The 23,089-nt window shown below is 68.9% G+C and carries 27 protein-coding genes; 23 read left to right on the top strand and 4 right to left on the bottom strand.

Features of this window, described 5'->3' with window-relative positions; genetic code table 11:
• Position 1 precedes the first annotated feature (1 nt).
• The 11 genes from rplO (at position 2) to truA (ending at position 8,001) form a co-directional block, all read left to right on the top strand.
• Positions 2 to 457, top strand: a complete 456-nt coding sequence (rplO, locus tag OG456_RS15045) for a 50S ribosomal protein L15 (RefSeq protein ID WP_100594874.1) — start codon at positions 2 to 4, stop codon at positions 455 to 457.
• Between the two features lie 282 nt (positions 458 to 739).
• On the top strand, positions 740 to 2,053 hold the full coding sequence (gene secY / locus OG456_RS15040; protein WP_266561169.1) for a preprotein translocase subunit SecY: 1,314 nt from the start codon (positions 740 to 742) through the stop codon (positions 2,051 to 2,053).
• Positions 2,053 to 2,706 carry an adenylate kinase gene (locus OG456_RS15035; RefSeq protein WP_266561167.1) on the top strand — a complete coding sequence of 218 codons (654 nt, stop codon included), beginning with the start codon at positions 2,053 to 2,055 and terminating at the stop codon, positions 2,704 to 2,706. Before secY ends, OG456_RS15035 begins: the two co-directional genes overlap by 1 nt.
• A gap of 103 nt (positions 2,707 to 2,809) precedes the next feature.
• The gene (gene map, locus OG456_RS15030; RefSeq protein WP_116511040.1) at positions 2,810 to 3,646 is read left to right on the top strand and encodes a type I methionyl aminopeptidase; all 837 of its coding nucleotides are present in this window, start codon (positions 2,810 to 2,812) and stop codon (positions 3,644 to 3,646) included.
• A 139-nt stretch (positions 3,647 to 3,785) separates the two neighbouring features.
• Complete coding sequence (gene infA, locus OG456_RS15025; RefSeq protein WP_003948620.1) at positions 3,786 to 4,007, top strand: translation initiation factor IF-1; 222 nt, start codon at positions 3,786 to 3,788, stop codon at positions 4,005 to 4,007.
• Between the two features lie 59 nt (positions 4,008 to 4,066).
• Positions 4,067 to 4,180: a 50S ribosomal protein L36 gene (rpmJ, locus tag OG456_RS15020; protein WP_003974245.1), complete on the top strand. Its 114-nt coding sequence runs from the start codon at positions 4,067 to 4,069 to the stop codon at positions 4,178 to 4,180.
• A gap of 187 nt (positions 4,181 to 4,367) precedes the next feature.
• Positions 4,368 to 4,748, top strand: coding sequence for a 30S ribosomal protein S13 (rpsM, locus tag OG456_RS15015; RefSeq protein ID WP_100594870.1), 381 nt, complete (start codon positions 4,368 to 4,370; stop codon positions 4,746 to 4,748).
• A 65-nt stretch (positions 4,749 to 4,813) separates the two neighbouring features.
• On the top strand, positions 4,814 to 5,218 hold the full coding sequence (gene rpsK, locus OG456_RS15010) for a 30S ribosomal protein S11 (protein ID WP_003948617.1): 405 nt from the start codon (positions 4,814 to 4,816) through the stop codon (positions 5,216 to 5,218).
• A 152-nt stretch (positions 5,219 to 5,370) separates the two neighbouring features.
• A complete protein-coding gene (locus OG456_RS15005; protein WP_003966937.1) occupies positions 5,371 to 6,393 on the top strand; it encodes a DNA-directed RNA polymerase subunit alpha in 1,023 nt (340 codons plus the stop codon).
• Positions 6,394 to 6,554: 161 nt separating this feature from the next.
• Positions 6,555 to 7,052 carry a 50S ribosomal protein L17 gene (gene rplQ, locus OG456_RS15000; RefSeq protein ID WP_100594869.1) on the top strand — a complete coding sequence of 166 codons (498 nt, stop codon included), beginning with the start codon at positions 6,555 to 6,557 and terminating at the stop codon, positions 7,050 to 7,052.
• A 79-nt stretch (positions 7,053 to 7,131) separates the two neighbouring features.
• Complete coding sequence (gene truA / locus OG456_RS14995) at positions 7,132 to 8,001, top strand: tRNA pseudouridine(38-40) synthase TruA (protein ID WP_266561161.1); 870 nt, start codon at positions 7,132 to 7,134, stop codon at positions 7,999 to 8,001.
• Positions 8,002 to 8,005: 4 nt separating this feature from the next.
• Here the strand turns inward: truA and OG456_RS14990 are convergent, their stop codons facing one another.
• Complete coding sequence (locus tag OG456_RS14990) at positions 8,006 to 8,863, bottom strand: hypothetical protein (protein WP_266561159.1); 858 nt, start codon at positions 8,861 to 8,863, stop codon at positions 8,006 to 8,008.
• 430 nt (positions 8,864 to 9,293) lie between these two features.
• Between OG456_RS14990 and rplM the strand changes: the two genes are divergently transcribed.
• The 3 genes from rplM to glmM all read left to right on the top strand — a co-directional run bounded on the left by rplM (position 9,294) and on the right by glmM (position 11,848).
• The gene (gene rplM / locus OG456_RS14985) at positions 9,294 to 9,737 is read left to right on the top strand and encodes a 50S ribosomal protein L13 (protein ID WP_100594865.1); all 444 of its coding nucleotides are present in this window, start codon (positions 9,294 to 9,296) and stop codon (positions 9,735 to 9,737) included.
• 42 nt (positions 9,738 to 9,779) lie between these two features.
• Positions 9,780 to 10,301 (top strand): 30S ribosomal protein S9, encoded by a 522-nt coding sequence (gene rpsI, locus OG456_RS14980; RefSeq protein ID WP_100594864.1) that lies wholly within the window; start codon positions 9,780 to 9,782, stop codon positions 10,299 to 10,301.
• Between the two features lie 188 nt (positions 10,302 to 10,489).
• Complete coding sequence (gene glmM / locus OG456_RS14975; protein ID WP_266561153.1) at positions 10,490 to 11,848, top strand: phosphoglucosamine mutase; 1,359 nt, start codon at positions 10,490 to 10,492, stop codon at positions 11,846 to 11,848.
• Positions 11,849 to 11,862: 14 nt separating this feature from the next.
• Here glmM and OG456_RS14970 read toward each other — a convergent pair whose 3' ends face one another.
• Together OG456_RS14970 and coaA are read right to left on the bottom strand one after the other, a co-directional pair.
• Complete coding sequence (locus OG456_RS14970) at positions 11,863 to 12,813, bottom strand: DUF389 domain-containing protein (protein WP_266561152.1); 951 nt, start codon at positions 12,811 to 12,813, stop codon at positions 11,863 to 11,865.
• Between the two features lie 25 nt (positions 12,814 to 12,838).
• Positions 12,839 to 13,828 (bottom strand): type I pantothenate kinase, encoded by a 990-nt coding sequence (gene coaA / locus OG456_RS14965; RefSeq protein ID WP_100594970.1) that lies wholly within the window; start codon positions 13,826 to 13,828, stop codon positions 12,839 to 12,841.
• 247 nt (positions 13,829 to 14,075) lie between these two features.
• Here coaA and OG456_RS14960 point away from each other — a divergent pair, with 247 nt between their 5' ends.
• From OG456_RS14960 to OG456_RS14925, 8 genes are all read left to right on the top strand, one after another.
• Positions 14,076 to 14,309 carry a hypothetical protein gene (locus OG456_RS14960; protein WP_116511024.1) on the top strand — a complete coding sequence of 78 codons (234 nt, stop codon included), beginning with the start codon at positions 14,076 to 14,078 and terminating at the stop codon, positions 14,307 to 14,309.
• Between the two features lie 23 nt (positions 14,310 to 14,332).
• A complete protein-coding gene (gene glmS / locus OG456_RS14955) occupies positions 14,333 to 16,192 on the top strand; it encodes a glutamine--fructose-6-phosphate transaminase (isomerizing) (protein ID WP_266561149.1) in 1,860 nt (619 codons plus the stop codon).
• Positions 16,193 to 16,222: 30 nt separating this feature from the next.
• The gene (locus OG456_RS14950) at positions 16,223 to 16,591 is read left to right on the top strand and encodes a holo-ACP synthase (RefSeq protein ID WP_116511020.1); all 369 of its coding nucleotides are present in this window, start codon (positions 16,223 to 16,225) and stop codon (positions 16,589 to 16,591) included.
• A 104-nt stretch (positions 16,592 to 16,695) separates the two neighbouring features.
• Positions 16,696 to 18,141 carry an NAD(P)H-hydrate dehydratase gene (locus OG456_RS14945; protein WP_266561146.1) on the top strand — a complete coding sequence of 482 codons (1,446 nt, stop codon included), beginning with the start codon at positions 16,696 to 16,698 and terminating at the stop codon, positions 18,139 to 18,141.
• A gap of 381 nt (positions 18,142 to 18,522) precedes the next feature.
• Positions 18,523 to 19,686 carry an alanine racemase gene (alr, locus tag OG456_RS14940; protein ID WP_266561144.1) on the top strand — a complete coding sequence of 388 codons (1,164 nt, stop codon included), beginning with the start codon at positions 18,523 to 18,525 and terminating at the stop codon, positions 19,684 to 19,686.
• Positions 19,679 to 20,884: an alpha/beta fold hydrolase gene (locus OG456_RS14935; protein ID WP_266561142.1), complete on the top strand. Its 1,206-nt coding sequence runs from the start codon at positions 19,679 to 19,681 to the stop codon at positions 20,882 to 20,884. The genes alr and OG456_RS14935 overlap by 8 nt, the downstream gene beginning before the upstream one ends.
• The gene (gene tsaE, locus OG456_RS14930; protein ID WP_266561140.1) at positions 20,856 to 21,371 is read left to right on the top strand and encodes a tRNA (adenosine(37)-N6)-threonylcarbamoyltransferase complex ATPase subunit type 1 TsaE; all 516 of its coding nucleotides are present in this window, start codon (positions 20,856 to 20,858) and stop codon (positions 21,369 to 21,371) included. Before OG456_RS14935 ends, tsaE begins: the two co-directional genes overlap by 29 nt.
• A 135-nt stretch (positions 21,372 to 21,506) precedes the next feature.
• On the top strand, positions 21,507 to 21,725 hold the full coding sequence (locus OG456_RS14925; protein ID WP_266569567.1) for a hypothetical protein: 219 nt from the start codon (positions 21,507 to 21,509) through the stop codon (positions 21,723 to 21,725).
• A gap of 32 nt (positions 21,726 to 21,757) precedes the next feature.
• Here the strand turns inward: OG456_RS14925 and OG456_RS14920 are convergent, their stop codons facing one another.
• The gene (locus tag OG456_RS14920) at positions 21,758 to 22,312 is read right to left on the bottom strand and encodes a hypothetical protein (RefSeq protein ID WP_266561138.1); all 555 of its coding nucleotides are present in this window, start codon (positions 22,310 to 22,312) and stop codon (positions 21,758 to 21,760) included.
• Between the two features lie 108 nt (positions 22,313 to 22,420).
• Between OG456_RS14920 and tsaB the strand changes: the two genes are divergently transcribed.
• On the top strand, positions 22,421 to 23,074 hold the full coding sequence (gene tsaB, locus OG456_RS14915) for a tRNA (adenosine(37)-N6)-threonylcarbamoyltransferase complex dimerization subunit type 1 TsaB (protein WP_266561136.1): 654 nt from the start codon (positions 22,421 to 22,423) through the stop codon (positions 23,072 to 23,074).
• The last annotated feature ends 15 nt before the right edge of the window (positions 23,075 to 23,089 follow it).

Below are 23,089 nucleotides of genomic sequence, written 5' to 3'. Positions count from 1 at the left end.
CATGGCGGAGAACAACCCGCTCAAGATCCACAACCTCCGTCCCGCCCCGGGCGCCAAGACCGCGAAGACCCGTGTGGGTCGCGGTGAGGCGTCGAAGGGTAAGACGGCCGGTCGTGGTACCAAGGGCACGAAGGCCCGTTACCAGGTTCCGGAGCGCTTCGAGGGTGGCCAGATGCCCCTCCACATGCGTCTCCCGAAGCTCAAGGGCTTCAAGAACCCGTTCAAGACCGAGTTCCAGGTCGTGAACCTCGACAAGCTGAGCGCGCTGTACCCGGAAGGTGGCGAGGTCACCGTTGAGGGTCTCGTCGCCAAGGGTGCCGTTCGCAAGAACAGCCTCGTCAAGGTGCTCGGCCAGGGTGAGCTCACCGTGGCGCTGCAGGTGACGGTTGACGCCGTCTCCAACTCCGCCAAGGAGAAGATCACCGCCGCCGGCGGTACCGTCACCGAGCTCGTCTGACCTTTTCAGGCGTCTCGATGACATGAGCGATTCCCGACCGGGGATGCCCCAGATTTGGGGCATCCCCGGTTGGTCGTTCCAAGGGGGGCATGGTCGCCGGTATGGTGGCCTGCACTGTGCTGTATCCGTCTGGGGCTGATGCCTCGGGCCGGGCGGTGTGTCCTGAAGGCGACGTGTCTGACGGATCTTCACCCGGTGCTTGACTGTTTACGCATTCCTTCATTCATCGAACCTCAAGACCGTCACCTCTGACGCACGTGCGCGGGGGTCGCAGGAGGCACCGTGCTCACCGCGTTCGCCCGGGCGTTCAAGACGCCCGACCTGCGCAAGAAGCTGCTCTTCACGCTCGGCATCATCGTGATCTACCGCATCGGTACACACGTACCGATCCCGGGAGTCAGCTACTCGAACGTCCAGACATGCGTGGACGCGAACAAAGGCACGCAGGGGCTGTTCGGTCTCGTCAACATGTTCAGTGGTGGCGCGCTCCTGCAGATCACGATCTTCGCGCTCGGCATCATGCCGTACATCACCGCGAGCATCATCCTGCAGCTGCTCACTGTCGTGATCCCGCGGCTCGAGGCCCTGAAGAAGGAGGGTCAGGCGGGTACTTCGAAGATCACGCAGTACACGCGATACCTGACCGTGGCGCTCGCCATCCTCCAGGGCACCGGCCTCGTCGCGACTGCTCGCAGCGGCGCCCTCTTCCAGGGCTGCCCCGTCGCGAACCAGATCGTCCCGGACCAGTCGATCTTCGTGACGATCACGATGGTCATCACGATGACCGCCGGCACCGCCATCGTCATGTGGCTCGGTGAGCTCATCACCGACCGCGGCATCGGCAACGGCATGTCGATCCTGATGTTCATCTCGATCGCCGCCACCTTCCCGAGCGCCCTGTGGACCATCAAGACGACCGGTAACCTCGCCGGCGGCTGGATCGAGTTCGGCGCCGTGATCCTGGTGGGCCTCGTCATGGTCGGCCTGGTGGTGTTCGTCGAGCAGGCGCAGCGCCGAATCCCTGTCCAGTATGCGAAGCGTATGATCGGTCGCCGGTCTTACGGCGGTACGTCCACGTACATCCCGCTGAAGGTCAATCAGGCGGGTGTGATCCCCGTCATCTTCGCTTCGTCGCTGCTCTACATCCCGGCCCTCGTCGCGCAGTTCGCGGGAGGCAATTCCGGGTGGAAGACCTGGATCAACGACCATCTGACCAAGGGAAATCACCCCTATTACATCGTTTCGTACTTCCTGCTGATCGTTTTCTTCGCGTTCTTCTACGTGGCGATCTCGTTCAACCCCGAGGAAGTCGCGGACAACATGAAGAAGTATGGTGGCTTCATCCCGGGCATCCGGGCTGGCCGGCCGACCGCTGAGTACCTGAGCTACGTACTCAACCGGATCACCTGGCCGGGTTCGCTGTATCTGGGTCTGATCGCTCTCGTACCAACGATGGCGTTGGTTGGCTTCGGGGCAAGCCAGAACTTCCCGTTCGGTGGGACAAGCATCCTCATCATCGTGGGTGTCGGTCTGGAGACGGTGAAGCAGATCGAGAGCCAGCTTCAGCAGCGCAATTACGAAGGGTTCCTCCGCTGATGCGTATCGTCCTCGTCGGGCCGCCCGGTGCGGGCAAGGGAACGCAGGCCGCGTTCCTTGCCAAGAACCTGTCGATTCCGCACATCTCCACGGGCGACCTCTTCCGTGCCAACATCAGCCAGGGCACGGAACTGGGCAAGCAGGCAAAGGCGTTCATGGACGCCGGCAACCTGGTGCCCGACGAGGTCACCATCGGGATGGCCAAGGACCGCATGGAGCAGCCGGACGCCGTGAACGGCTTCCTGCTCGACGGCTTCCCTCGCAACGTCTCGCAGGCCGAGGCGCTCGACGTCGCCCTCAAGGCGGACGAAGTGAAGCTCGACGCGGTCCTGGACCTCGAGGTCCCCGAGGACGAGGTGGTCAAGCGCATCGCCGGCCGCCGCATCTGCCGCAAGGACTCCGCGCACGTCTTCCACGTGTCGTACAACCAGCCGAAGCAGGAAGGCGTCTGTGACGTCTGCGGCGGCGAGCTCTACCAGCGCGAGGACGACAGCGAGGACACCGTCCGCAAGCGGCTCGAGGTCTACCACACGCAGACCGAGCCGATCATCGACTACTACCGGGCCCAGGGCCTGGTGCGGACGATTTCGGCGCTCGGCAAGGTCGACGAGGTGACCGCGCGGGCCATGGACGCCCTCAAGCGCGACAAGTAAGTCGTTGTTACGCTGCTCCGGCCGCGGTGCCCGTACAGGGCGCCGCGGCCGTAGTGTTGTGCAGGTAAACCCGTAGTGCGGAAGACGGAGAGCGCAGGCCCCCATGGTGCAGATCAAGACCCCCGAGCAGATCGCCAAGATGCGTGAGGCGGGGCTGGTCGTCGCCGCGATCCACGCGGCGACGCGTGAGGCCGCGGTGCCCGGTGCCACCACCCGGGACCTGGACGAGGTCGCGCGCAAGGTGCTCGACGAGCACGGGGCCAAGTCGAACTTCCTCGGGTACGGGGGATTCCCCGCGACCATCTGCACCTCGGTCAACGAGGTCGTCGTCCACGGCATCCCGGACGACAAGACCGTCCTCAAGGACGGCGACATCATCTCCATCGACTGCGGCGCGATCATCGACGGCTGGCACGGCGACGCCGCGTACACCGCGTTCGTGGGTACCGGTCACGCTCCGGAGCTGGTCGAGCTCTCCCGGGTGACCGAGGAGTCGATGTGGGCCGGCATCGCCGCGATGAAGAACGGCAACCGGCTCGTCGACATCTCGCGCGCCATCGAGTCCTACATCCGCCGCCAGCCCAAGCCGGGCGGCGGCAAGTACGGCATCGTCGAGGACTACGGCGGCCACGGCATCGGCACCGAGATGCACATGGACCCGCACCTGCTGAACTACGTCGAGCGCCGCCGCGGCAAGGGCCCGAAGCTCGTCCCCGGCTTCTGCCTCGCGATCGAGCCGATGGTCTCCCTCGGCACCCCGCGCACCGAGGTTCTCGAGGACGACTGGACGGTCATCACGACGGACGGCACCTGGTCCTCGCACTGGGAGCACTCCATCGCGCTGACCGAACAGGGCCCGCTGGTCCTCACGGCGCCCGATGGCGGCAAGGCGAAGCTGGCGGAGCTCGGCGTCACCGCTGCTCCGGATCCTCTCGCATAATGATCTTCAGTGTGGGGCAAACTTCCCCGATTCGTCTTTCAGGGTGCCCTGACGTAGACTGACTCGTCGGCTCTCGTGCACACGCATGCCTGCATGTATGTGCTGAGTCGATCAAGGTAGTCGATTCGAAGGGCGAAGCGTGGCCAAGAAGCAAGGTGCCATCGAGATCGAAGGCACTGTCGTCGAGTCTCTCCCGAACGCCATGTTCAAGGTGGAGCTCCAGAACGGCCACCAGGTCCTGGCTCACATCAGCGGCAAGATGCGTATGCACTACATCCGCATCCTCCCTGACGACCGGGTCGTGGTGGAGCTGTCTCCGTACGACCTGACGCGTGGCCGGATCGTCTACCGGTACAAGTAGATCTTGCCCGCACCCTGCCTTGCGCGGGGTGGTGGCACTGACCCGGAGAACCTCACCCAATGAAGGTCAAGCCGAGCGTCAAGAAGATCTGCGACAAGTGCAGGGTGATCCGCCGTCACGGCCGGGTCATGGTTATCTGCGACAACCCGCGCCACAAGCAGCGCCAGGGCTGACGCACGACTGCAGTTCGCAGAGTTTCGCGCGACGCAAGTAAGCACACATGCAGGACCCGTCCCTCTTCAGATCCATCGGTAATGGAGGGCGACACCCCCGGTCGGAGGCCGGGGACCCAGGATGTACCTCGTACGGCACCTGGGAACGGTTCTGCTGAAGACCTCCGAGTATCAACAGGAGCCTTGAATGGCACGCCTTGAAGGCGTTGACCTCCCGCGCGACAAGCGCGTAGAGGTTGCCCTCACCTACGTGTTCGGCATTGGCCGCACGCTGTCCCAGCAGACGCTGGACGCCACCGGTGTGGACCGCAACATCCGCGTTCGTGATCTGTCCGAAGAGGACCTGATCAAGATCCGCGAGTACGTGGACGCGAACATCCAGACCGAGGGTGACCTCCGTCGCGAGATCCAGGCCGACATCCGCCGCAAGGTCGAGATCGGCTGCTACCAGGGTCTTCGCCACCGTCGTGGCCTGCCCGTCCGCGGTCAGCGCACCAGCACGAACGCTCGTACCCGTAAGGGCCCGCGTCGCGCCATCGCCGGTAAGAAGAAGCCGGGCAAGAAGTAGTCCTCGCTCAGCGGTCTATCGACAGCTGTCGCTGCAGGACCGACCACCTCCCGTAGGAGTAATAGATGCCCCCCAAGGGTCGTCAGGGCGCTGCCAAGAAGGTGCGCCGCAAGGAAAAGAAGAACGTTGCCCACGGGCACGCTCACATCAAGAGCACGTTCAACAACACGATCGTGTCCATCACGGACCCGACCGGCAACGTGATCTCGTGGGCCTCCGCCGGCCACGTCGGCTTCAAGGGCTCGCGCAAGTCCACTCCGTTCGCCGCGCAGATGGCCGCCGAGTCGGCCGCGCGTCGCGCCCAGGAGCACGGCATGCGCAAGGTTGACGTCTTCGTCAAGGGTCCGGGCTCCGGCCGCGAGACCGCGATCCGCTCCCTCCAGGCCACTGGCCTCGAGGTCGGTTCGATCCAGGACGTCACGCCGACCCCGCACAACGGCTGCCGTCCGCCCAAGCGTCGCCGCGTCTGACCTGACGTACGACTGCTTGGTCTGAGGTTTTCGGGCGGTACGGCTCTTATGGGCCGTATCGCCCGTACCCTTGTACTGCATCGACACCGGGCTACCACCCGGTGGTATCAGGGCATCAAATAGTGGGTGCCCCTGACTGAAGGAATCACTTCATGCTGATCGCTCAGCGTCCGTCGTTGACCGAAGAGGTCGTCGACGAGTTCCGCTCCCGGTTCGTGATCGAGCCGCTGGAGCCGGGCTTCGGTTACACCCTCGGCAACTCCCTGCGCCGGACCCTTCTCTCCTCGATCCCGGGTGCGGCGGTCACGTCCATCCGTATCGACGGTGTCCTGCACGAGTTCACCACCGTGCCGGGCGTCAAGGAAGACGTCACCGACCTCATCCTGAACATCAAGCAGCTGGTCGTCTCCTCGGAGCACGACGAGCCGGTCGTGATGTACCTGCGCAAGCAGGGCCCGGGTCTGGTCACCGCCGCCGACATCGCGCCCCCGGCCGGTGTCGAGGTGCACAACCCCGACCTCGTCCTCGCCACGCTCAACGGCAAGGGCAAGCTGGAGATGGAGCTGACCGTCGAGCGCGGTCGCGGCTACGTCTCCGCCGTCCAGAACAAGCAGGTCGGTCAGGAGATCGGGCGCATCCCGGTCGACTCGATCTACTCGCCGGTCCTGAAGGTCACGTACAAGGTCGAGGCGACCCGTGTCGAGCAGCGCACCGACTTCGACAAGCTGATCGTCGACGTCGAGACGAAGCAGGCCATGCGTCCGCGTGACGCCATGGCGTCGGCCGGTAAGACCCTGGTGGAGCTGTTCGGTCTCGCCCGCGAGCTGAACATCGACGCCGAGGGCATCGACATGGGCCCGTCGCCCACGGACGCCGCCCTGGCCGCCGATCTGGCGCTGCCGATCGAGGAGCTCGAGCTCACCGTCCGTTCGTACAACTGCCTCAAGCGCGAGGGCATCCACTCCGTGGGTGAGCTCGTCGCCCGCTCCGAGGCGGACCTGCTCGACATCCGCAACTTCGGTGCGAAGTCGATCGACGAGGTCAAGGCGAAGCTGGCCGGTATGGGCCTCGCGCTGAAGGACTCGCCTCCCGGCTTCGACCCGACCGCCGCCGCCGACGCCTTCGGCGCCGACGACGACGCGGACGCGGGCTTCGTCGAGACCGAGCAGTACTAGGCGCTCCGCGAGGACGCCGGATTTCGGCTGCGGGTCCGCTTCGGCTGGTCGCGCAGTTCCCCGCGCCCCTTACGGGGCGCGGGTCTCCGACGGGCATCCGCCCGCTCGGACACTGACCCTGGTACCTGATACGGCCGGGGCAGACATCTAGGAGAAACACCATGCCGCGTCCCGCCAAGGGTGCCCGTCTGGGCGGCAGTGCTGCGCACGAGAAGCTGCTCCTCGCGAACCTCGCGAAGTCGCTCTTCGAGCACGGCAAGATCACGACGACCGAGGCCAAGGCCCGTCGTCTGCGTCCGTACGCGGAGCGTCTGGTCACCAAGGCGAAGAAGGGCGACCTTCACAACCGCCGTCAGGTGCTCCAGGTCATCACCGACAAGAGCGTCATCCACACGCTCTTCACGGAGATCGCCCCGCGCTACGAGAACCGCCCGGGTGGCTACACCCGTATCACCAAGATCGGTAACCGCCGTGGCGACAACGCGCCCATGGCTGTCATCGAGCTGGTCGAGGCGCTGACGGTTGCGCAGCAGGCCACCGGTGAGGCCGAGGCCGCCACCAAGCGTGCCGCCAAGGACACCGAGGCTGCCGCTCCGGCCGCCGAGGTCGTCGAGGACGCCGCAGCGGTCGAGGCCGCTGAGGAGTCCAAGGACGCCTGAGGCTCTGCCTTGATGTGAGCGGGTCCGCCCTTCGGGGCGGGCCCGCTTTCGTATTGCCTTCGCCTGAGAGGATCTGTGTGTGAGTGACGAGGTAGAGCCCGGGTTCGTGCGGGTGCGGCTTGATCTGTCGTACGACGGCAAGGACTTCTCCGGGTGGGCGAAGCAGGCCAGTGGCCGGCGGACCGTGCAGGGTGAGATCGAGGACGCGCTGAAGACCGTGACCCGGTCCGCGCAGACGTACGAGCTGACCGTGGCCGGGCGCACCGACGCCGGGGTGCACGCGCGCGGGCAGGTCGCGCATGTCGATCTGCCGGAGGACGTCTGGGCCGAGCACCAGGACAAGCTCCTGCGCCGGCTCGCTGGGCGGCTGCCGCACGATGTGCGGGTGTGGAAGGTGGCTCAGGCGCCGAGCGGGTTCAACGCGCGGTTCGCCGCCGTGTGGCGTCGCTACGTGTACCGGGTGACCGACAACCCGGGTGGTGTCGATCCGCTGCTGCGCAGTCATGTGCTGTGGCACGACTGGGAGTTGGACCTCGACGCGATGAACGCGGCCGCGGAGAGGCTGCTCGGGGAGCACGACTTCGCCGCGTACTGCAAGCGCCGCGAGGGCGCGACGACGATCCGTACGCTCCAGGAGCTGCGGTGGGAGCGGTCGCCCGGCGGGATCCTCGAAGCGACCGTCCGGGCCGACGCGTTCTGCCACAACATGGTGCGCTCGCTGGTCGGCGCGATGCTGTTCGTCGGCGACGGGCACCGGCCGCCGGACTGGCCCGCGAAGGTCCTTGCCGCCGGCATACGGGACTCGGCGGTGCACGTGGTGCGGCCGCACGGCCTGACGCTGGAGGAAGTCGGTTACCCCGCCGACGAGTTGCTCGCGGCGCGCAGCAAGGAGGCCAGGAACAGGCGGACGCTGCCGGGAGCGCCCTTCTCGGAGCCGGGGTGCTGCTGAGCCCCTACTGGGGCGCCTCGGCCGCGGCGGAGGCCTGCGCCTCGCCGCGCCGGGTGATCTGGCGGAACGTGAACTCGGCGAGGTCGTCACCGGTGGTGAAGACGGCGCGGTCCTTGGTCGTGACGTCCCGGCCGCCGCTGGTGAACCCGGCGGTCGTGAAGTACGCGTAGCGGCCGTACGAGTTGGTGGTCGAGCGGCAGATCGTCGTACGGCAGAACGCGGGGACGCCCGAGCCGGACAGGGAGGTCACGGTGCCCTTGGTGTACTGGTTCTTGGCCTTGGTGGCCTGGGCCTCCGTGTCGAAGACGGCGACGCCGACGGTGACCGCGACGCCGTCCTTCGCGTAGGTGGCGCGGATCAGGCGTGTGCAGTCGTTGGCCGTCAGGACGCCGCCGAGCGCGCCCTGGGTGGCCGAGGAGCAGCTCTTCGTGCTGGACGTGGCGCCCTTCTTGTAGACGCGGTCGCCGACGGTGAGCTTGGTGCCGGGGAAGAGGGTGTCCGCGCTGAGCGGGGCCTTGTCCTTCTTGGCGCTGGAGATGAAGTCCTTGGGGTCGAGCGGGGGCGGCGGCGTGGTCTCCGCGAACGTCGGGTCCGCCGGCGCCGTGTCGCTGGGGATGTCCGCGGTCGTCGGCAGCTGGTCGGCGGGCTTGTTCGAGGCCGTGCTGTTGCCGTTGGCGGAGACGATCGCGAACGCGACGGCCGAGCCGACGGCGACCGTGGCGAGCGCGCCACCGCCGATCATCAGCCAGCGGCGGCGCCGCTGGCGTGCCTCGGACGCTTCGGCGAGTGCCGCCCAGTCCGGTCCCTGTGAACCACCACTGCCCCCGGGACCCCACTGGGGTCCCCCCTGCCCAAAGCTCATGGGGCGCATCTTAGACCGACGCGCAGGGGGTGCCGGGGCGCGGTGGGGAAGGGTGTGCGCAGGGTCTGGCCGATCTTGTGTGTGCCTTGTGTGTGCGTGCCGTGTGCCGGGGGTCACGCTCGTACGGCGCTGCCTGCGGCGACGTGCGGTTACTCTGGTAGACGGCAGGGCCGCCCAGTGCGGCGGATTCCGGCGGTGCCGGTGTCCAGGTCCGCGTTTTGACCCGTACGGGGAAGCGCGGGTATCCTGCTTGTTCGTTATGTGTATTGGCTTTCTCATTCTCACGTGAGGGCCAAGCACAGGTTCCCTGGAGCAGTTTCCAGTGGGCGGCATACGGGCGCTGAACCCGGCACTGTCGTCCCCAGCTGCACGATCGCTTCAGTGATGCCACTTTCAGCACCCATCCACTGAAGAAGAAGAAGGCTGCTAAGTGCGTACGTACAGCCCCAAGCCCGGCGACATCACTCGCCAGTGGTACGTCATCGACGCCCAGGATGTCGTCCTGGGTCGTCTGGCGACCACTGCCGCGAACATCCTGCGGGGCAAGCACAAGCCGATCTACGCCCCCCACGTCGACGCTGGTGACTTCGTCATCATCATCAACGCGGACAAGGTGCACCTCTCCGGCAACAAGAAGACCCAGAAGATGGCGTACCGCCACTCCGGTTACCCGGGCGGTCTGCGTTCGGTTCGTTACGACGAGCTGCTGGACAAGAACCCCGAGAAGGCCGTCGAGAAGGCCATCAAGGGCATGATCCCCAAGAACACCCTGGGCCGTCAGGTGCTCTCGAAGCTGAAGGTCTACTCGGGCGACCAGCACCCCCACGCTGCCCAGCAGCCGGTGCCGTTCGAGATCACCCAGGTCGCGCAGTAGTTCCGGCCACCCCCAAAGACGAAAAAGAATCTGAGGAGAATCGTGGCCGAGACCACCGTTGAGCAGCCGGTCGAAGAGACCGAGATTGTCGACGTCGAGCAGTACACCACCGAGTCCGAGGTCCCCGTCGAGGGCGAGTACACCTCGGAGTCGAACGCCGCGCGCTTCGGCGACCCGCAGCCGGCCGCCGGCCTGGGCCGTCGCAAGAACGCCATCGCGCGCGTCCGCATCGTGCCCGGCACCGGCAAGTGGAAGGTCAACGGGCGCACGCTCGAGGACTACTTCCCGAACAAGGTCCACCAGCAGGAAGTCAACGAGCCCTTCAAGGTGCTCGAGCTCGACAACCGCTACGACGTCATCGCCCGCATCTCGGGTGGCGGCGTCTCCGGTCAGGCCGGTGCGCTCCGTCTCGGTGTCGCCCGTGCGCTGAACGAGGCCGACGTCGACAACAACCGCGGCGCCCTCAAGAAGGCCGGTTACCTCAAGCGTGACGACCGTGCGGTCGAGCGCAAGAAGGCCGGTCTCAAGAAGGCCCGTAAGGCCCCGCAGTACAGCAAGCGCTAGTCGCTGCTGCTTGTTCGTTTCGTTCGCCCCGGCGGCACGCTGTGTGCCGCCGGGGCGTTCGTATATGACGGCCCTGGGCGTATATCAGCACAAGGTGCTCATAATAACGACACAAGGTGCTCATAAGTTTGCATGCTCGGATGATTTCCGACGCTTCTTCGAGAATTGCGATAGTTCGGAGGACACCAGTGGGACGACTGTTCGGCACGGACGGCGTACGAGGTGTCGCCAACGCGGATCTGACGGCCGAGCTCGCGCTCGGACTCTCCGTGGCGGCGGCTCATGTGCTCGGCGAGGCGGGGACGTTCGAGGGGCACCGTCCGGTGGCCGTGGTCGGTCGTGACCCACGGGCTTCGGGCGAGTTCCTGGAGGCCGCGGTCGTCGCGGGTCTGGCCAGCGCGGGCGTCGACGTCCTGCGGGTCGGCGTGCTGCCCACCCCCGCGGTGGCGCATCTCACCGGTGCGCTGGGCGCCGACCTCGGCGTGATGCTGTCCGCCAGCCACAACGCGATGCCGGACAACGGCATCAAGTTCTTCGCGCGCGGCGGCCACAAGCTCCCCGACGAGCTGGAGGACCGTATCGAGCAGGTCTACGAGCAGCACCGCACCGGTGCGCCGTGGGACCGCCCGACCGGTGCCGGCGTCGGCCGCGTGAACTCGTACGCCGAGGGTGCCGAGCAGTACGTCGCCCACCTCATCGGTGTGCTGCCCAACCGCCTCGATGGCCTGCGGATCGTCCTGGACGAGGCGCACGGCGCGGCGGCGCGGGTCTCGCCCGAGGCGTTCGCGCGGGCCGGTGCCGAGATCATCACGATCGGCGCCGATCCGGACGGCCTGAACATCAACGACGGCTGCGGATCCACCCACCTCGACCTGCTGAAGGCCGCCGTCGTCGAGCACGGCGCCGACCTCGGCATCGCGCACGACGGTGACGCCGACCGCTGCCTGGCCGTCGACCACACGGGCGCCGAGATCGACGGGGACCAGATCCTCGCCGTGCTCGCCCTTTCGATGCGGGAGCACGGCGCCCTGCGCCAGGACACCGTTGTCGCGACCGTCATGTCGAACCTCGGCTTCAAGCTGGCCATGGAGAGCGAGGGCATCGAGTTCGTGGCGACCGGCGTCGGCGACCGGTACGTCCTGGAGTCGATGAAGGAGCACGGGTACGCGCTCGGCGGCGAGCAGTCCGGGCACGTGATCATCCTCGACCACGCGACGACCGGCGACGGCACGCTCACGGGTCTGCTGCTCGCGGCCCGCGTCGCCCAGACCGGCCGCACCCTCCAGGACCTCGCCTCCGTCATGGAGCGCCTGCCGCAGGTCCTGGTCAATGTGCGCGACGTCGACAAGTCCCGCGTCACGACGTCCGCCGAGCTGGCCGCCGCCGTCACCGACGCCGAGCGGGAGCTGGGCGCGACGGGCCGGGTGCTGCTGCGTTCCTCCGGCACGGAGCCGCTGGTCCGCGTCATGGTCGAGGCCGCCGACATCGAGCAGGCCCGCTCGATCGCGGGTCGCCTCGCCGATGTCGTCAAGTCCACGCTCGGCTGAGGCAGTTCGCTGCGTCAGGCCCGTCCGGCCGCGGGAGCGGCACGCTTGCGCTGTGTCGCCCAGAACCACTTCTGGGCGAGCAGCGTGAGCGTGCCCGCCAGGACGATGCCGCCGAGGTTCGCGAGGAGCTGGGCGGTCGAGCCCCACGTCTGGGCGTAGTCGCTGTACGCGAACGCCACCGCCGCGTTCGCCGCAGCCGGGACCGTCGTCACCGAGATGGCGACACCGATCAGGGCGCCCGACTTCGCCGACGTGAGGGACAGCGTCCCGGCGATGCCCGCGAGGAACGCCACGACGAACGACATCCAGTCCGGCTTCCAGATGAACGACGTGTTCGGCCGGTCCGCCTCGATCATCGAGCGGGTGAACAGGCCGAACGTGTCCAGCAGCCAGCTGAACCCGGCCGTCAGGAGCATCGCGGCGGCGAACCCCGCGAGCAGTGCCCACAGCGAGCGCCACACCAGGCGCGGGGCGCGCTGCACCAGCGCCGTGGAGATCCCGGCGAGCGGCCCGAACTCGGGGCCGACGGCCATCGCGCCGACGATCAGGATCGCGTTGTCCAGCATCACACCGCAGGCCGCGAGCATCGTCGCGACGGCGAGGAACGCCACGTAGGTGACGTTGAGCGTCGACTCCTCGTGCGTCGCGTCCGTCAGCGCTTCCCACAGGACCGCGTCCGCGCCCTCGCCCGGTGCCTCGTCCTCCGCCCTGTCGGCCAGCCTCGACAGCGACAGGTCGATGTTCTCAACCGCGATCGAGCCCGTCGTGTCGATGTGGAGGCCGCGCAGCCCGCTGATCAGCTCGTCGCCGGCCTCCCGGGCGACGTCGCACATCACGACGTCGCCCTTCGGGTCGCGGGCCGCGCCCGGCATCACCACGAGATGTGTGGTGCCGACGGTCCTCTCGATCAGGCGGGCCACCGCGTCGGTCTTGTCGGCCGGGGTGATCAGTCGCAGGTGCAGCATGCGCGAAGCGTAGCTTTCCGGTTTTCTACAGCTTCCGCAGGCTCAGCCGCTGCACCTTGTGGTCGGGGCCCTTGCGCACGACGAGCGTCGCGCGGCCGCGCGTGGGCGCCACATTCTCCAGCAGGTTCGGCTTGTTGATGGTCCGCCAGGTCGTCCGCGCGTAGTCGAGTGCCTCCTCCTCGGAGACCTGCGTGTACTTGCGGAAGTACGAGGACGGGTTCTGGAAGGCCGTCTGGCGGAGCTTCTTGAACCGGTTGAGGTACCAGCTCTCGATGTCCTCGGCGCGCGCGTCCACGTACACGCTGAAGTCGAAGTAGTCGGCGAGGCCGACGCGGGTGCGGCCGTCCTTGCCGGGCATGGCCGGCTGGAGCACGTTCAGGCCCTCGACGATGAGGATGTCGGGGCGGCGGACCGTGAGCTTCTGGCCGGGCACGATGTCGTAGATCAGGTGGGAGTAGACGGGCGCCGACACCTCGTCCTTGCCCGCCTTGATGTCGGCGACGAAGCGGGTCAGGGCGCGGCGGTCGTACGACTCGGGGAAGCCCTTGCGCGACATCAGGCCGCGCCGCTCCAGCTCCTTCGTCGGCAGCAGGAAGCCGTCCGTGGTGACCAGTTCCACGCGCGGGTGCTCGGGCCAGCGGGACAGCAGCGCCTGGAGGAGGCGGGCGACGGTCGACTTGCCCACCGCCACCGAACCGGCGACCCCTATGACGAAGGGCGTGCCCGACTGGGACGCCTTCTCGACGGTCTCGCCGAGGAAGGTGTTGAGGGCGCCGCGCAGGGTGTCGGTGGCGCCGACGTACAGGTTGAGGAGGCGCGAGAGTGGGAGGTAGATGTCCCGGACCTCGTCCAGGTCGATGACATCGCCCAGGCCGCGCAGTTTCTCCAGCTCATCGGCGGTGAGGGGGAGCGGCGTCTTGTTGCGCAGCGCGCTCCACTCGGTGCGGGTGAGGTCGACGTAGGGAGTCGCCTCCGGCTTGTGCCGGTGGGCGCTCCGGGGTGCCGTCGGGGGCACGGAGACCGAAGAGATCACAGTCCATTGTTACGGCTGTGTGGACGGGGTGGGGGGTGGGGTGCGTCACCTTGCGGTCGGCGGGGTGCGTCGGAGTGGGGTTTTCGTGCATGGCGCGTGCCTGATGCGTGCCTGATACGTGCTCGATTCCGGGAGTTCTGCGGTCGCAGGTCTGGACCGGGCGGGGGAACGGGGATACGTTCCCGGCACCCGGCGCCGAGCCGCGCCGTCCGGGTGGGAGGGAACCGTCATGGCCGTGCCCCGTTTGCGTGACCTCGTCCGGCGCAGACCCGGACCCGTCGAGGACGACTTCGCCGGGCACGTGCGCAGCGAGCTCGCCCTCGACCTGCCCGACGAGGACCTGCGCGACGATCTCGACGACTGTCTCGACCTCTACGAGATGGGCAGCAAGCCGCGCTGCGAGGAAGTGGAGTATCTGCGTCTCCTCGAGGACGCGCGGGACCGGATCGTCTGGGGCTGCTGACCGCGCGGCCTTAGGCTGCCGCTATGTGCGGAATCGTGGGATACGTCGGATCTCAGTCGGCGCTCGACGTCGTGCTCGCCGGACTGAAGCGGCTCGAATACCGGGGGTACGACTCGGCCGGGGTCGCGGTGCTCGCCGATGGCGGCCTCGCCTCGGCCAGGAAGGCGGGCAAGCTCGCCAACCTGGAGAAGGAGCTCGTGGAGCGGCCGCTGCCGGCCGGGGCCACGGGCATCGGCCACACCCGCTGGGCCACCCACGGCGGCCCGACCGATGTGAACGCGCATCCGCACCTCGACAACGCCGGCCGCGTCGCCGTCGTGCACAACGGCATCATCGAGAACTTCGCCGAGCTGCGCGCCGAGCTCGCCGAGCGCGGGCACGTCCTGGAGTCCGAGACCGACACCGAGGTCGTCGCGCATCTGCTCGCCGAGGAGTTCTCCGGGTGCGCCGGCCTCGCCGAGGCCATGCGCCTCGTCTGCCGGCGTCTCGAAGGGGCGTTCACGCTGGTCGCCGTGCACGCCGACGAGCCCGACGTCGTCGTGGGCGCCCGGCGCAACTCGCCTCTTGTCGTCGGCGTGGGGGAGGACGAGGCGTTCCTCGCCTCCGACGTCGCCGCCTTCATCGCCCATACGCGCTCCGCGATCGAACTGGGCCAGGACCAGGTCGTCGAGCTGCGGCGGGACGGCGTAGGGGACGGGGTGACCGTCACCGACTTCGACGGGCGGCCGGCCGAGGTGCGGTCGTACCACGTCGACTGGGACGCCTCCGCCGCCGAGAAGGGCGGCTACGACTACTTCATGCTCAAGGAGATCGCCGAGCAGCCGAAGGCGGTCGCCGACACACTGCTCGGGCGCATCGGCGTCGACGGGGCGCTGACGCTCGACGAACTCCGTATCCCCGCAGCCGTGTTGAAGGAAGTCGACAAGGTCGTGATCGTGGCGTGCGGGACCGCGTTCCACGCCGGTCTCATCGCCAAGTACGCCATCGAGCACTGGACCCGGATCCCTTGCGAGGTGGAGCTCGCAAGTGAGTTCCGGTACCGGGATCCCATTCTCGGCGGGCGCTCGCTCGTCATCGCCATCTCGCAGTCGGGCGAGACCATGGACACGCTGATGGCGCTGCGGCACGCCCGCGACCAGGGCGCGACCGTCCTAGCCATCTGCAACACGAACGGGTCGACCATTCCCCGCGAGTCCGACGCCGTTCTCTACACGCACGCCGGGCCCGAGGTCGCCGTCGCCTCCACCAAGGCGTTCCTCACACAGCTCGTCGCCTGCTATCTCGTGGCCCTGTACCTGGGGCAGGTGCGCGGCACGAAGTGGGGGGACGAGATCCGCGCGGTGATCCGGGACCTGGCCGACATCTCCGGTGAGGTCGAGCGCGTTCTGGAGACCATGGAGCCCGTGCGGACGCTGGCCCGTTCGCTCTCCGACAAGCGGACCGTGCTCTTCCTGGGGCGGCACGTGGGGTATCCCGTCGCCCTTGAAGGCGCCCTGAAGCTCAAGGAGCTCGCCTATATGCACGCGGAGGGCTTCGCCGCCGGTGAACTCAAGCACGGGCCCATCGCGTTGATCGAGGACGACGTGCCTGTCGTGGTCATCGTGCCGTCGCCCAAGGGGCGGTCCGTCCTCCACGACAAGATCGTGTCCAATATCCAGGAGATCCGGGCCCGCGGGGCGCGCACCATCGTGATCGCCGAGGAGGGTGACGAGGCGGTCGTCCCCTACGCCGACCATCTCGTACGGATCCCTGCCACCCCTACGCTCCTTCAGCCGCTGGTTGCGGCGGTGCCGTTGCAGGTGTTTGCTTGCGAGCTGGCCACGGCCCGGGGGAACGAGGTCGACCAGCCTCGCAACCTCGCCAAGTCCGTGACGGTGGAGTGAGGGGCTGGATCTCATTACTAGGGGCTGGATTTGATTATTGGGGTCGGGATCGACGTCGCCGAGATCGAGCGGTTCGAGGCGTCCCTCGCGCGTACGCCCGGAATGGCCGAACGGCTCTTCTGCGATCGGGAGTTGCTGCTTCCCAGCGGGGAGCGGCGCGGTGTCGCCTCGCTGGCTGCCCGGTTCGCCGCCAAGGAGGCGCTGGCCAAGGCGCTGGGCGCGCCGGCCGGGTTGCGGTGGACCGATGCGGAGGTCTGTGTCGAGGAGAGTGGGCAGCCGCGACTCCGGGTCACCGGGACCGTCGCCGCGCGTGCCGCGGAGATGGGTGTGCGGTCGTGGCATGTGTCGCTCAGCCATGATGCCGGGGTTGCGTCGGCGGTCGTGATCGCTGAGGGGTAGGGGCTCAGGGGTAGGGGCTGGGGCTGGGGGCTTCGGTCTCTCGCCGGTTCTGGCTTGGCTTCGGCCGGGGGCGAGGTGTTCCACTGTGCGGGAGACTCGGTCCTATGCGTACCGCCTACAGCGTCGACACCGTACGGACCGCCGAGCGCGCCCTCATGGCGCGACTTCCCGAAGGCGCCCTGATGCAGCGGGCCGCCTCCGGGCTCGCCGTCGTCTGCGCCGAACTCCTCGGCAAGGTGTACGGGGCCCGCGTCGTGCTCCTCGTCGGATCCGGGGACAACGGGGGTGACGCCCTCTACGCCGGCGCCCGGCTCGCCCGTCGTGGCGCCGGGGTCACCGCCGTGCTCCTGGACTCCGAGCGTGTGCACCGTGCCGGGCTTGCCGCGTTCCTCTCCGCCGGGGGGCGCGTCGCCGAATCCGGTGAGCGCGCTCTTGCCGGCGCCGATCTCGTCGTCGACGGGATCGTGGGCATCGGGGGGCGGGGCGGGCTTCGCGCGGCCGCCCTGCCCGTTGTCCGTGCCGCCCTGGAGTCCCGTGCCGTTGTCGTCTCCGTGGATTTGCCCAGTGGCGTCGACGCCGATACCGGGCAGATCGCCGGGGAGGCCGTCCGCGCCGATGTGACCGTCACCTTCGGTGCGTACAAGCCCGGGCTTCTCGTGGATCCCGGGCGGGAGTACGCCGGTGCCGTTCGGCTCGTCGACATCGGGCTTGAACCGGGGCGCGGCGAGGGCGATTTGGAGGCCCTTCAGCACGGTGACGTGGCCCGGCTGCTGCCTGAACCCACCGGGGAGAGCGACAAGTACCGGCGTGGTGTCGTGGGCATCGTCGCCGGGTCCGCCCGGTATCCCGGTGCCGCCGTGCTTGCCGTCGCCGGAGCTCTGCGGGGTGGGGCCGGGGCCGTTCGTTACGTCGGGCCTGCGGCCGGCGCCGTCGTCTCGCGGTTCCCCGAGACCCTGGTGTCCGAAGGCGCGCCGGGGAAGGCGGGGCGGGTGCAGGCGTGGGTGGCCGGGCCCGGACTTGGTGACGACGCCTCCGGGCTCGCGGATGTCCTGGGTGCGGAGGTGCCCGTTCTGATCGACGCCGATGGGCTGCGGCTCGCCGATCCTGAGGCCGTTCGGGGGCGGGCCGCGCCTACGTTGCTCACGCCTCATGCGGGGGAGGCCGCCGCGTTGTTGGGGGTTGCCCGGGAGGAGGTGGAGGCGGAGCGGCTCGCGGCTGTGCGGGAGTTGGCTGACCGGTTCTCCGCCACCGTGCTCTTGAAGGGGTCCACCACCTTGGTTGCCGGGGGGCCGGGGGAGGGTGCCGGGCGCTTGGCTCGGGTCAATTCCACAGGTACCGCCTGGCTGGCCACCGCGGGGAGTGGTGACGTGTTGTCCGGGCTCTGCGGGTCGCTGCTCGCCGCCGGGCTCGGAGCGCTCGATGCCGGGTCCGTGGGGGCCTATCTGCATGGGCTTGCTGCTCGGCGTGTGTCTGGTGGGGCGCCTGTCGTTGCTCAGGATGTGGCTGGTGGGATTGCTGGGGCCTGGGGGGATGTTCGGCACGGGTTGTAGGGCGGTGGTCTTCCGCTTCGCTGCGTGGGGGCGCCGCTTCGCTCCGTGGGGGCGCTTCGCCGTCTTCGGGGCGGGGCCGCCCCGGGATGTACGTGCTCGCTGTTCTATGGGTCGGCCCCGGCCGGCCAGGCGCCCGTAACGGGGTGGAGGTGGCTGCGCGCGCACATCCCGGTGCGTCCCCTCCTGTTGGCTGTGCGGCTGGCGGGCGGTGGGGGATTCGTCCTTCCGCCTGGTTGGTTGTGCGGCTGGCGGGCCGTGGGATTCGTCCTCCCGTCTTGGTGACTGTGCGGCTGCCGGCCTGGTGATTTGGGCTGGTGTGCGTGGTTTGGCGGGTGGTGATCACGTGGGGGTGTCGGGGGGCTCTGAGACACTGGGCGCACGATGACTGAGAGAGCACCTGCCGTGGGCCGTGCCCGGGCCGAGATCGATCTGGCCGCTCTGCGGGCCAATGTGCGATCCCTGCGCGATCGTGCGCCAGGGGCCGCCTTCATGGCTGTGGTCAAGGCTGATGCCTACGGCCACGGCATGATCCCCTGCGCGCGCGCCGCGCAGGAGGCCGGTGCCGCCTGGATCGGTACGGCCACGCCCGAGGAGGCTCTCGCGGTGCGTGCCGCGGGGATCGAGGGGCGCGTCATGTGCTGGCTCTGGACGCCCGGCGGGCCCTGGCGCGAGGGCATCGAGGCCGATCTCGACATGTCCGTGAGCGGCATGTGGGCTTTGGACGAGGTCGTCGCTGCCGCTCGGGTGGTGGGGCGTGCCGCTCGTATTCAGTTGAAGGCCGATACGGGGCTCGGACGTAATGGGTGTCTGCCCGGTGACTGGCCCGAGCTCGTGCGTTCTGCCGTGGCCGCGGAGCGCGATGGGCTTGTCGTCGTTACGGGGCTCTGGTCCCACTTCGCCTGTGCCGATGAGCCGGGGCATCCGTCGATTGCCGCCCAGTTGGAGCGTTTTCGCGAGATGGTCTCCTTCGCGGAGGGGGCCGGGGTCCGGCCTGAGGTGCGGCATATCGCCAATTCGCCGGGGACCCTGACTCTGCCTGAGACCCATTTCGATCTGGTGCGGCCCGGCATCGCCATGTACGGGATCTCGCCCAGCCCCGAGATCGGCACGCCCGAGGACTTCGGGCTGCGGCCCGTCATGACCCTGTCCGCCTCGCTCGCCCTGGTGAAGCACGCCCCGGGCGGGCTCGGCGTCAGCTACGGGCATCACTACGTCACCCCCGGCGAGACCACCCTGGGGCTCGTGCCCCTCGGGTACGGGGACGGGATCCCCCGGCATGCCTCGGGGACCGGGCCCGTACTCATCGGGGGCAAGCTGCGTACCGTCGCCGGGCGCGTCGCCATGGACCAGTTCGTCGTCGATCTCGGCGGCGACGAGCCGGCGGCCGGGGACGAGGCCGTGCTGTTCGGGCCCGGTGACCGGGGCGAGCCGACCGCCGAGGACTGGGCGCAGGCCGCCGGCACCATCGCGTACGAGATCGTCACCCGGATCGGGGCGCGTGTTCCGCGCGTCTATGTGGACGGCGGAGGAGCGGCACGTGAGTGAGAGCAGCGCCGAGGTTACGGCGGCCGTCGCGAGCTGGCGGCGGGCCGGGCTCGCCGGCGCCGCGATAGGTGTCGTGGCGGCCGGTGCCGCCGCCGGTGTCGCCGTGGAGCGGCTCACCGTCGGCCGCGGCATGCGCAGAAAGGCGCGGCTCGCGCTGGATGCCTCCGGCCCCTACGGGTCCCTGCGCGGCACCCCCGGCAGGGCCCGTGCCGAGGACGGCACCGAGCTCTATTTCGAGGTCGAGGAAGTGGAGGCCGAGGGCGGTGCGGGTCCTCGCAGGCGTCGTCTTTTCGGCCGTAAGGCCCCCGCGCCGGTCACCGTGGTCTTCAGTCACGGGTACTGCCTCAACCAGGACTCCTGGCATTTCCAGCGCGCCGCCCTGCGGGGCGTGGTGCGCTCCGTCTACTGGGATCAGCGCAGCCATGGGCGGTCCGGGCGCGGGGTCGAGCAGGCCGACGGCGGGCCCGACGTCACCATCGACCAGCTCGGGCACGATCTGAAGGCCGTCATCGACGCCGCCGCCCCCGAAGGGCCGCTCGTCCTCGTCGGGCACTCCATGGGCGGCATGACCGTGATGGCGTTCGCCGACCAGTTTCCCGAGGTCGTGGCCGAGCGCGTCGTCGGCGTCGCCCTCGTCGGGACCTCCACCGGCAAGCTCGGCGAGGTCAGCTACGGGCTGCCCGTGGTCGGCGTCAACGTCGTCCGCCGCGTACTCCCCGGCGTCCTGAAGGTCCTGGGCCAGCGCGCCGACCTCGTGGAGAAGGGGCGCCGTGCGACCGCCGACCTGTTCGCCGGCATCATCAAGCGCTACTCGTTCGCCTCACGTGACGTCGATCCCGCCGTCGCCCGCTTCGCCGAGCGCATGATCGAGAGCACGCCGATCGACGTCGTCGCCGAGTTCTACCCCGCCTTCCAGGAGCACGAGAAGAGCGAGGCCATCGAGCGGTTCGCGCGGCTGCCCGTCCTCGTACTGGCCGGCGACCGGGACCTCATCACCCCCAGTGAGCACAGCGAGGCCATCGCGGGGCTGCTCCCCGACGCCGAGCTGGTGCTCGTGCCCGACGCCGGGCACCTGGTGATGCTGGAGCACCCCGAGGCCGTCACCGACCGGCTGGCCGACCTGCTCTCGCGCACGGGAGCCGTTCCCGCAGGGGCTACCGTGGGAAGTTATGGAGACACCGCACAGCCCGGCAGCTGACGCCACCACCGCCTCGATCACCGTCAACTCGCCCACCCATATGGGGGATTTGGGCCGTCGCCTCGCCAAGCTGCTGCGCCCGGGCGACCTCGTCATGCTCACCGGCGAGCTGGGCGCGGGCAAGACCACGCTGACCCGCGGGCTCGGCGAGGGCCTCGGCGTGCGGGGCGCCGTGACCTCTCCGACCTTCGTCATCGCCCGCGTCCACCCGCCCCTCGGTGACGGGCCCGCCCTGGTGCATGTGGACGCGTACCGGCTCGGCGGCGGGCTCGACGAGATGGAGGACCTCGACCTCGACGTCTCCCTGCCGGACTCCGTGGTCGTCGTCGAGTGGGGCGACGGCAAGGTCGAGGACCTCGCAGACGACCGGCTCCACGTGGTGATTCACCGCGCCACGGGGGACACGGACGACGAGGTGCGCTCCGTGACGCTGCGTGGTCTCGGGGCGCGCTGGGCCGGCGCCGGCCTGGAGGCTCTGGCCGCCTGACTCTCGTACCTTCACCCGAACGTTCCGACATGGCGTCGGCAAAATGTTGCGCGGCGTGCGCTCGGCATGGTCACATGGAGACCAGTCCTGGTTAGGTCTACCTAACTTTGCTGCCCCGGAGCCCAGGAGGCGTCCATGTCGGCTTCAGAACGTGACGTGCCGCAGCAGCCCCGCGTGATGCCGGGGCACGGGGACATGTCCGGGATCGCCGCCTCGGGGCTGTCCATGAGAGATCTGCTCGCGTCCTGTGCCGCCGCCTCGGCCGTGTCCACTCCGCCTGCCGACGAGGTGGGGGACGGGGAGACCGAAGGCGCGGGCGCCTGTGCCGGTGAGGGGCGTCGCGACGCCGCGTGAGGGTTGTTGTGCCGTGCGTCAGATGACGGGTTCTACTGGACCACGACGATCTTCTTGCCGATCGTCGCGAAGTCCCACATCGCGTCGCCGTCCGCCCGCTTCTCGCGGATGCCGCCCGTCTTCTTGGCCGGGTCCGGCTCCGGCATCGAGCCGTCGACCGCCGCGCTGAAGCCGATCGCGATGCCGTCGACATTCGCGAACCGCACCACGTGCTCGATCGGTACGCCGTCGCTTCCGGTGATCGAGGCCGAGCGCGACGTCACCAGGTACTTGCCGACCGGCGGGTCCACCGTGCTCGGCGTCACCGTGAAGGTGCGCTGCGCCTTGCCGCCCCCCGAGATCAGCCACACCCGGTGGTCGCCCACGGAGTAGACGACCCGCGCACCGGCGCCGGACTGCGCGGGTACCGCGGTCAGGTCCTTCTTGTCCTTGGGGGACTGGGAGGCGGCCGCGGAGGGGGTCTTCCCGGTCTTCGGCGGGGCCAGGCTGTCCGGCGCGCTGGCCGACGCCTGGTAGGTGAGGAAGCCGACCACGGCGAGGGCCGCCGCGGTGAGCCCGGCCACGAATCCCGAGCTGCTCCGTGCCACCTGTGTGCCCACCTCTCGTGCCCGTACGTCTTTGGGGTGACGGTAGCAGCAGGCGTGCGGCTCACCGGGGCGGCCGTGGGCGGGGCGCCGGAGCCGTAGGCTGTTTGCGTGCTCTTGCTCGCGCTGGATACCGCCACCCCCGCCGTCACCGTCGCCCTGCACGACGGCTCGTCCGTCGTCGCCGCATCGAGCCAGGTGGACGCCCGCCGGCACGGGGAGCTGCTGCTGCCCGCCGTCGACCGGGTGCTCGCCGAGGCCGGCGTCAGACTCGACGCCGTCACCGGCATCGTCGTCGGCGTGGGCCCCGGCCCCTACACCGGCCTCCGTGTCGGCCTGATGACGGCCGACACCTTCGGGCTCGCCCTCGGTGTGCCCGTCCACGGTCTGTGCACGCTGGACGGACTCGCCTACGCCGCCGAGGTCGACGGCCCCTTCGTCGTCGCCACGGACGCGCGGCGCAAGGAGGTCTACTGGGCGCGTTACGAGGACGCGCGCACCCGCGTCACCGAGCCCGCCGTCGACCGCCCCGCCGACATCGCCGAGCAGGTCGCGGGCCTTCCCGCGGTCGGCGCCGGTGCCGTGCTGTACCCGGACACGTTCCCGGACGCGCGCGCCCCCGAGAACGTGTCGGCGGCCGCCCTCGCCGCCCTCGCCGCCGAGAAGCTCGGCGCCGGCGAGGAGCTCCAGGCGCCACGCCCTCTGTATCTGCGCCGCCCCGACGCGCAGGTGCCCAAGAACTACAAGGTGGTCACTCCGAAGTGAGCGCTGCTCTGCGCG

Origin of the sequence: Streptomyces sp. NBC_01446 (assembly GCF_026340095.1) — a bacterium.
GTDB classification, from domain to species: Bacteria; Actinomycetota; Actinomycetes; order Streptomycetales; family Streptomycetaceae; genus Streptomyces; species Streptomyces aureus.
This window is presented reverse-complemented; position numbering and strand designations above follow the sequence as displayed.

Bases quoted from the DNA above. Each gene is read 5' to 3' on its own strand.
- rplO (WP_100594874.1), top strand. From the start codon at position 2: ATGGCGGAGAACAACCCGCTCAAGATCCACAACCTCCGTCCCGCCCCG.
- OG456_RS15035 (WP_266561167.1), top strand. From the start codon at position 2,053: ATGCGTATCGTCCTCGTCGGGCCGCCCGGTGCGGGCAAGGGAACGCAG.
- map (WP_116511040.1), top strand. From the start codon at position 2,810: ATGGTGCAGATCAAGACCCCCGAGCAGATCGCCAAGATGCGTGAGGCG.
- rpmJ (WP_003974245.1), top strand. From the start codon at position 4,067: ATGAAGGTCAAGCCGAGCGTCAAGAAGATCTGCGACAAGTGCAGGGTG.
- rpsM (WP_100594870.1), top strand. From the start codon at position 4,368: ATGGCACGCCTTGAAGGCGTTGACCTCCCGCGCGACAAGCGCGTAGAG.
- rpsK (WP_003948617.1), top strand. From the start codon at position 4,814: ATGCCCCCCAAGGGTCGTCAGGGCGCTGCCAAGAAGGTGCGCCGCAAG.
- OG456_RS15005 (WP_003966937.1), top strand. From the start codon at position 5,371: ATGCTGATCGCTCAGCGTCCGTCGTTGACCGAAGAGGTCGTCGACGAG.
- rplQ (WP_100594869.1), top strand. From the start codon at position 6,555: ATGCCGCGTCCCGCCAAGGGTGCCCGTCTGGGCGGCAGTGCTGCGCAC.
- OG456_RS14990 (WP_266561159.1), bottom strand. From the start codon at position 8,863: ATGAGCTTTGGGCAGGGGGGACCCCAGTGGGGTCCCGGGGGCAGTGGT.
- OG456_RS14970 (WP_266561152.1), bottom strand. From the start codon at position 12,813: ATGCTGCACCTGCGACTGATCACCCCGGCCGACAAGACCGACGCGGTG.
- OG456_RS14960 (WP_116511024.1), top strand. From the start codon at position 14,076: ATGGCCGTGCCCCGTTTGCGTGACCTCGTCCGGCGCAGACCCGGACCC.
- glmS (WP_266561149.1), top strand. From the start codon at position 14,333: ATGTGCGGAATCGTGGGATACGTCGGATCTCAGTCGGCGCTCGACGTC.
- OG456_RS14945 (WP_266561146.1), top strand. From the start codon at position 16,696: ATGCGTACCGCCTACAGCGTCGACACCGTACGGACCGCCGAGCGCGCC.
- alr (WP_266561144.1), top strand. From the start codon at position 18,523: ATGACTGAGAGAGCACCTGCCGTGGGCCGTGCCCGGGCCGAGATCGAT.
- tsaE (WP_266561140.1), top strand. From the start codon at position 20,856: ATGGAGACACCGCACAGCCCGGCAGCTGACGCCACCACCGCCTCGATC.
- OG456_RS14925 (WP_266569567.1), top strand. From the start codon at position 21,507: ATGTCGGCTTCAGAACGTGACGTGCCGCAGCAGCCCCGCGTGATGCCG.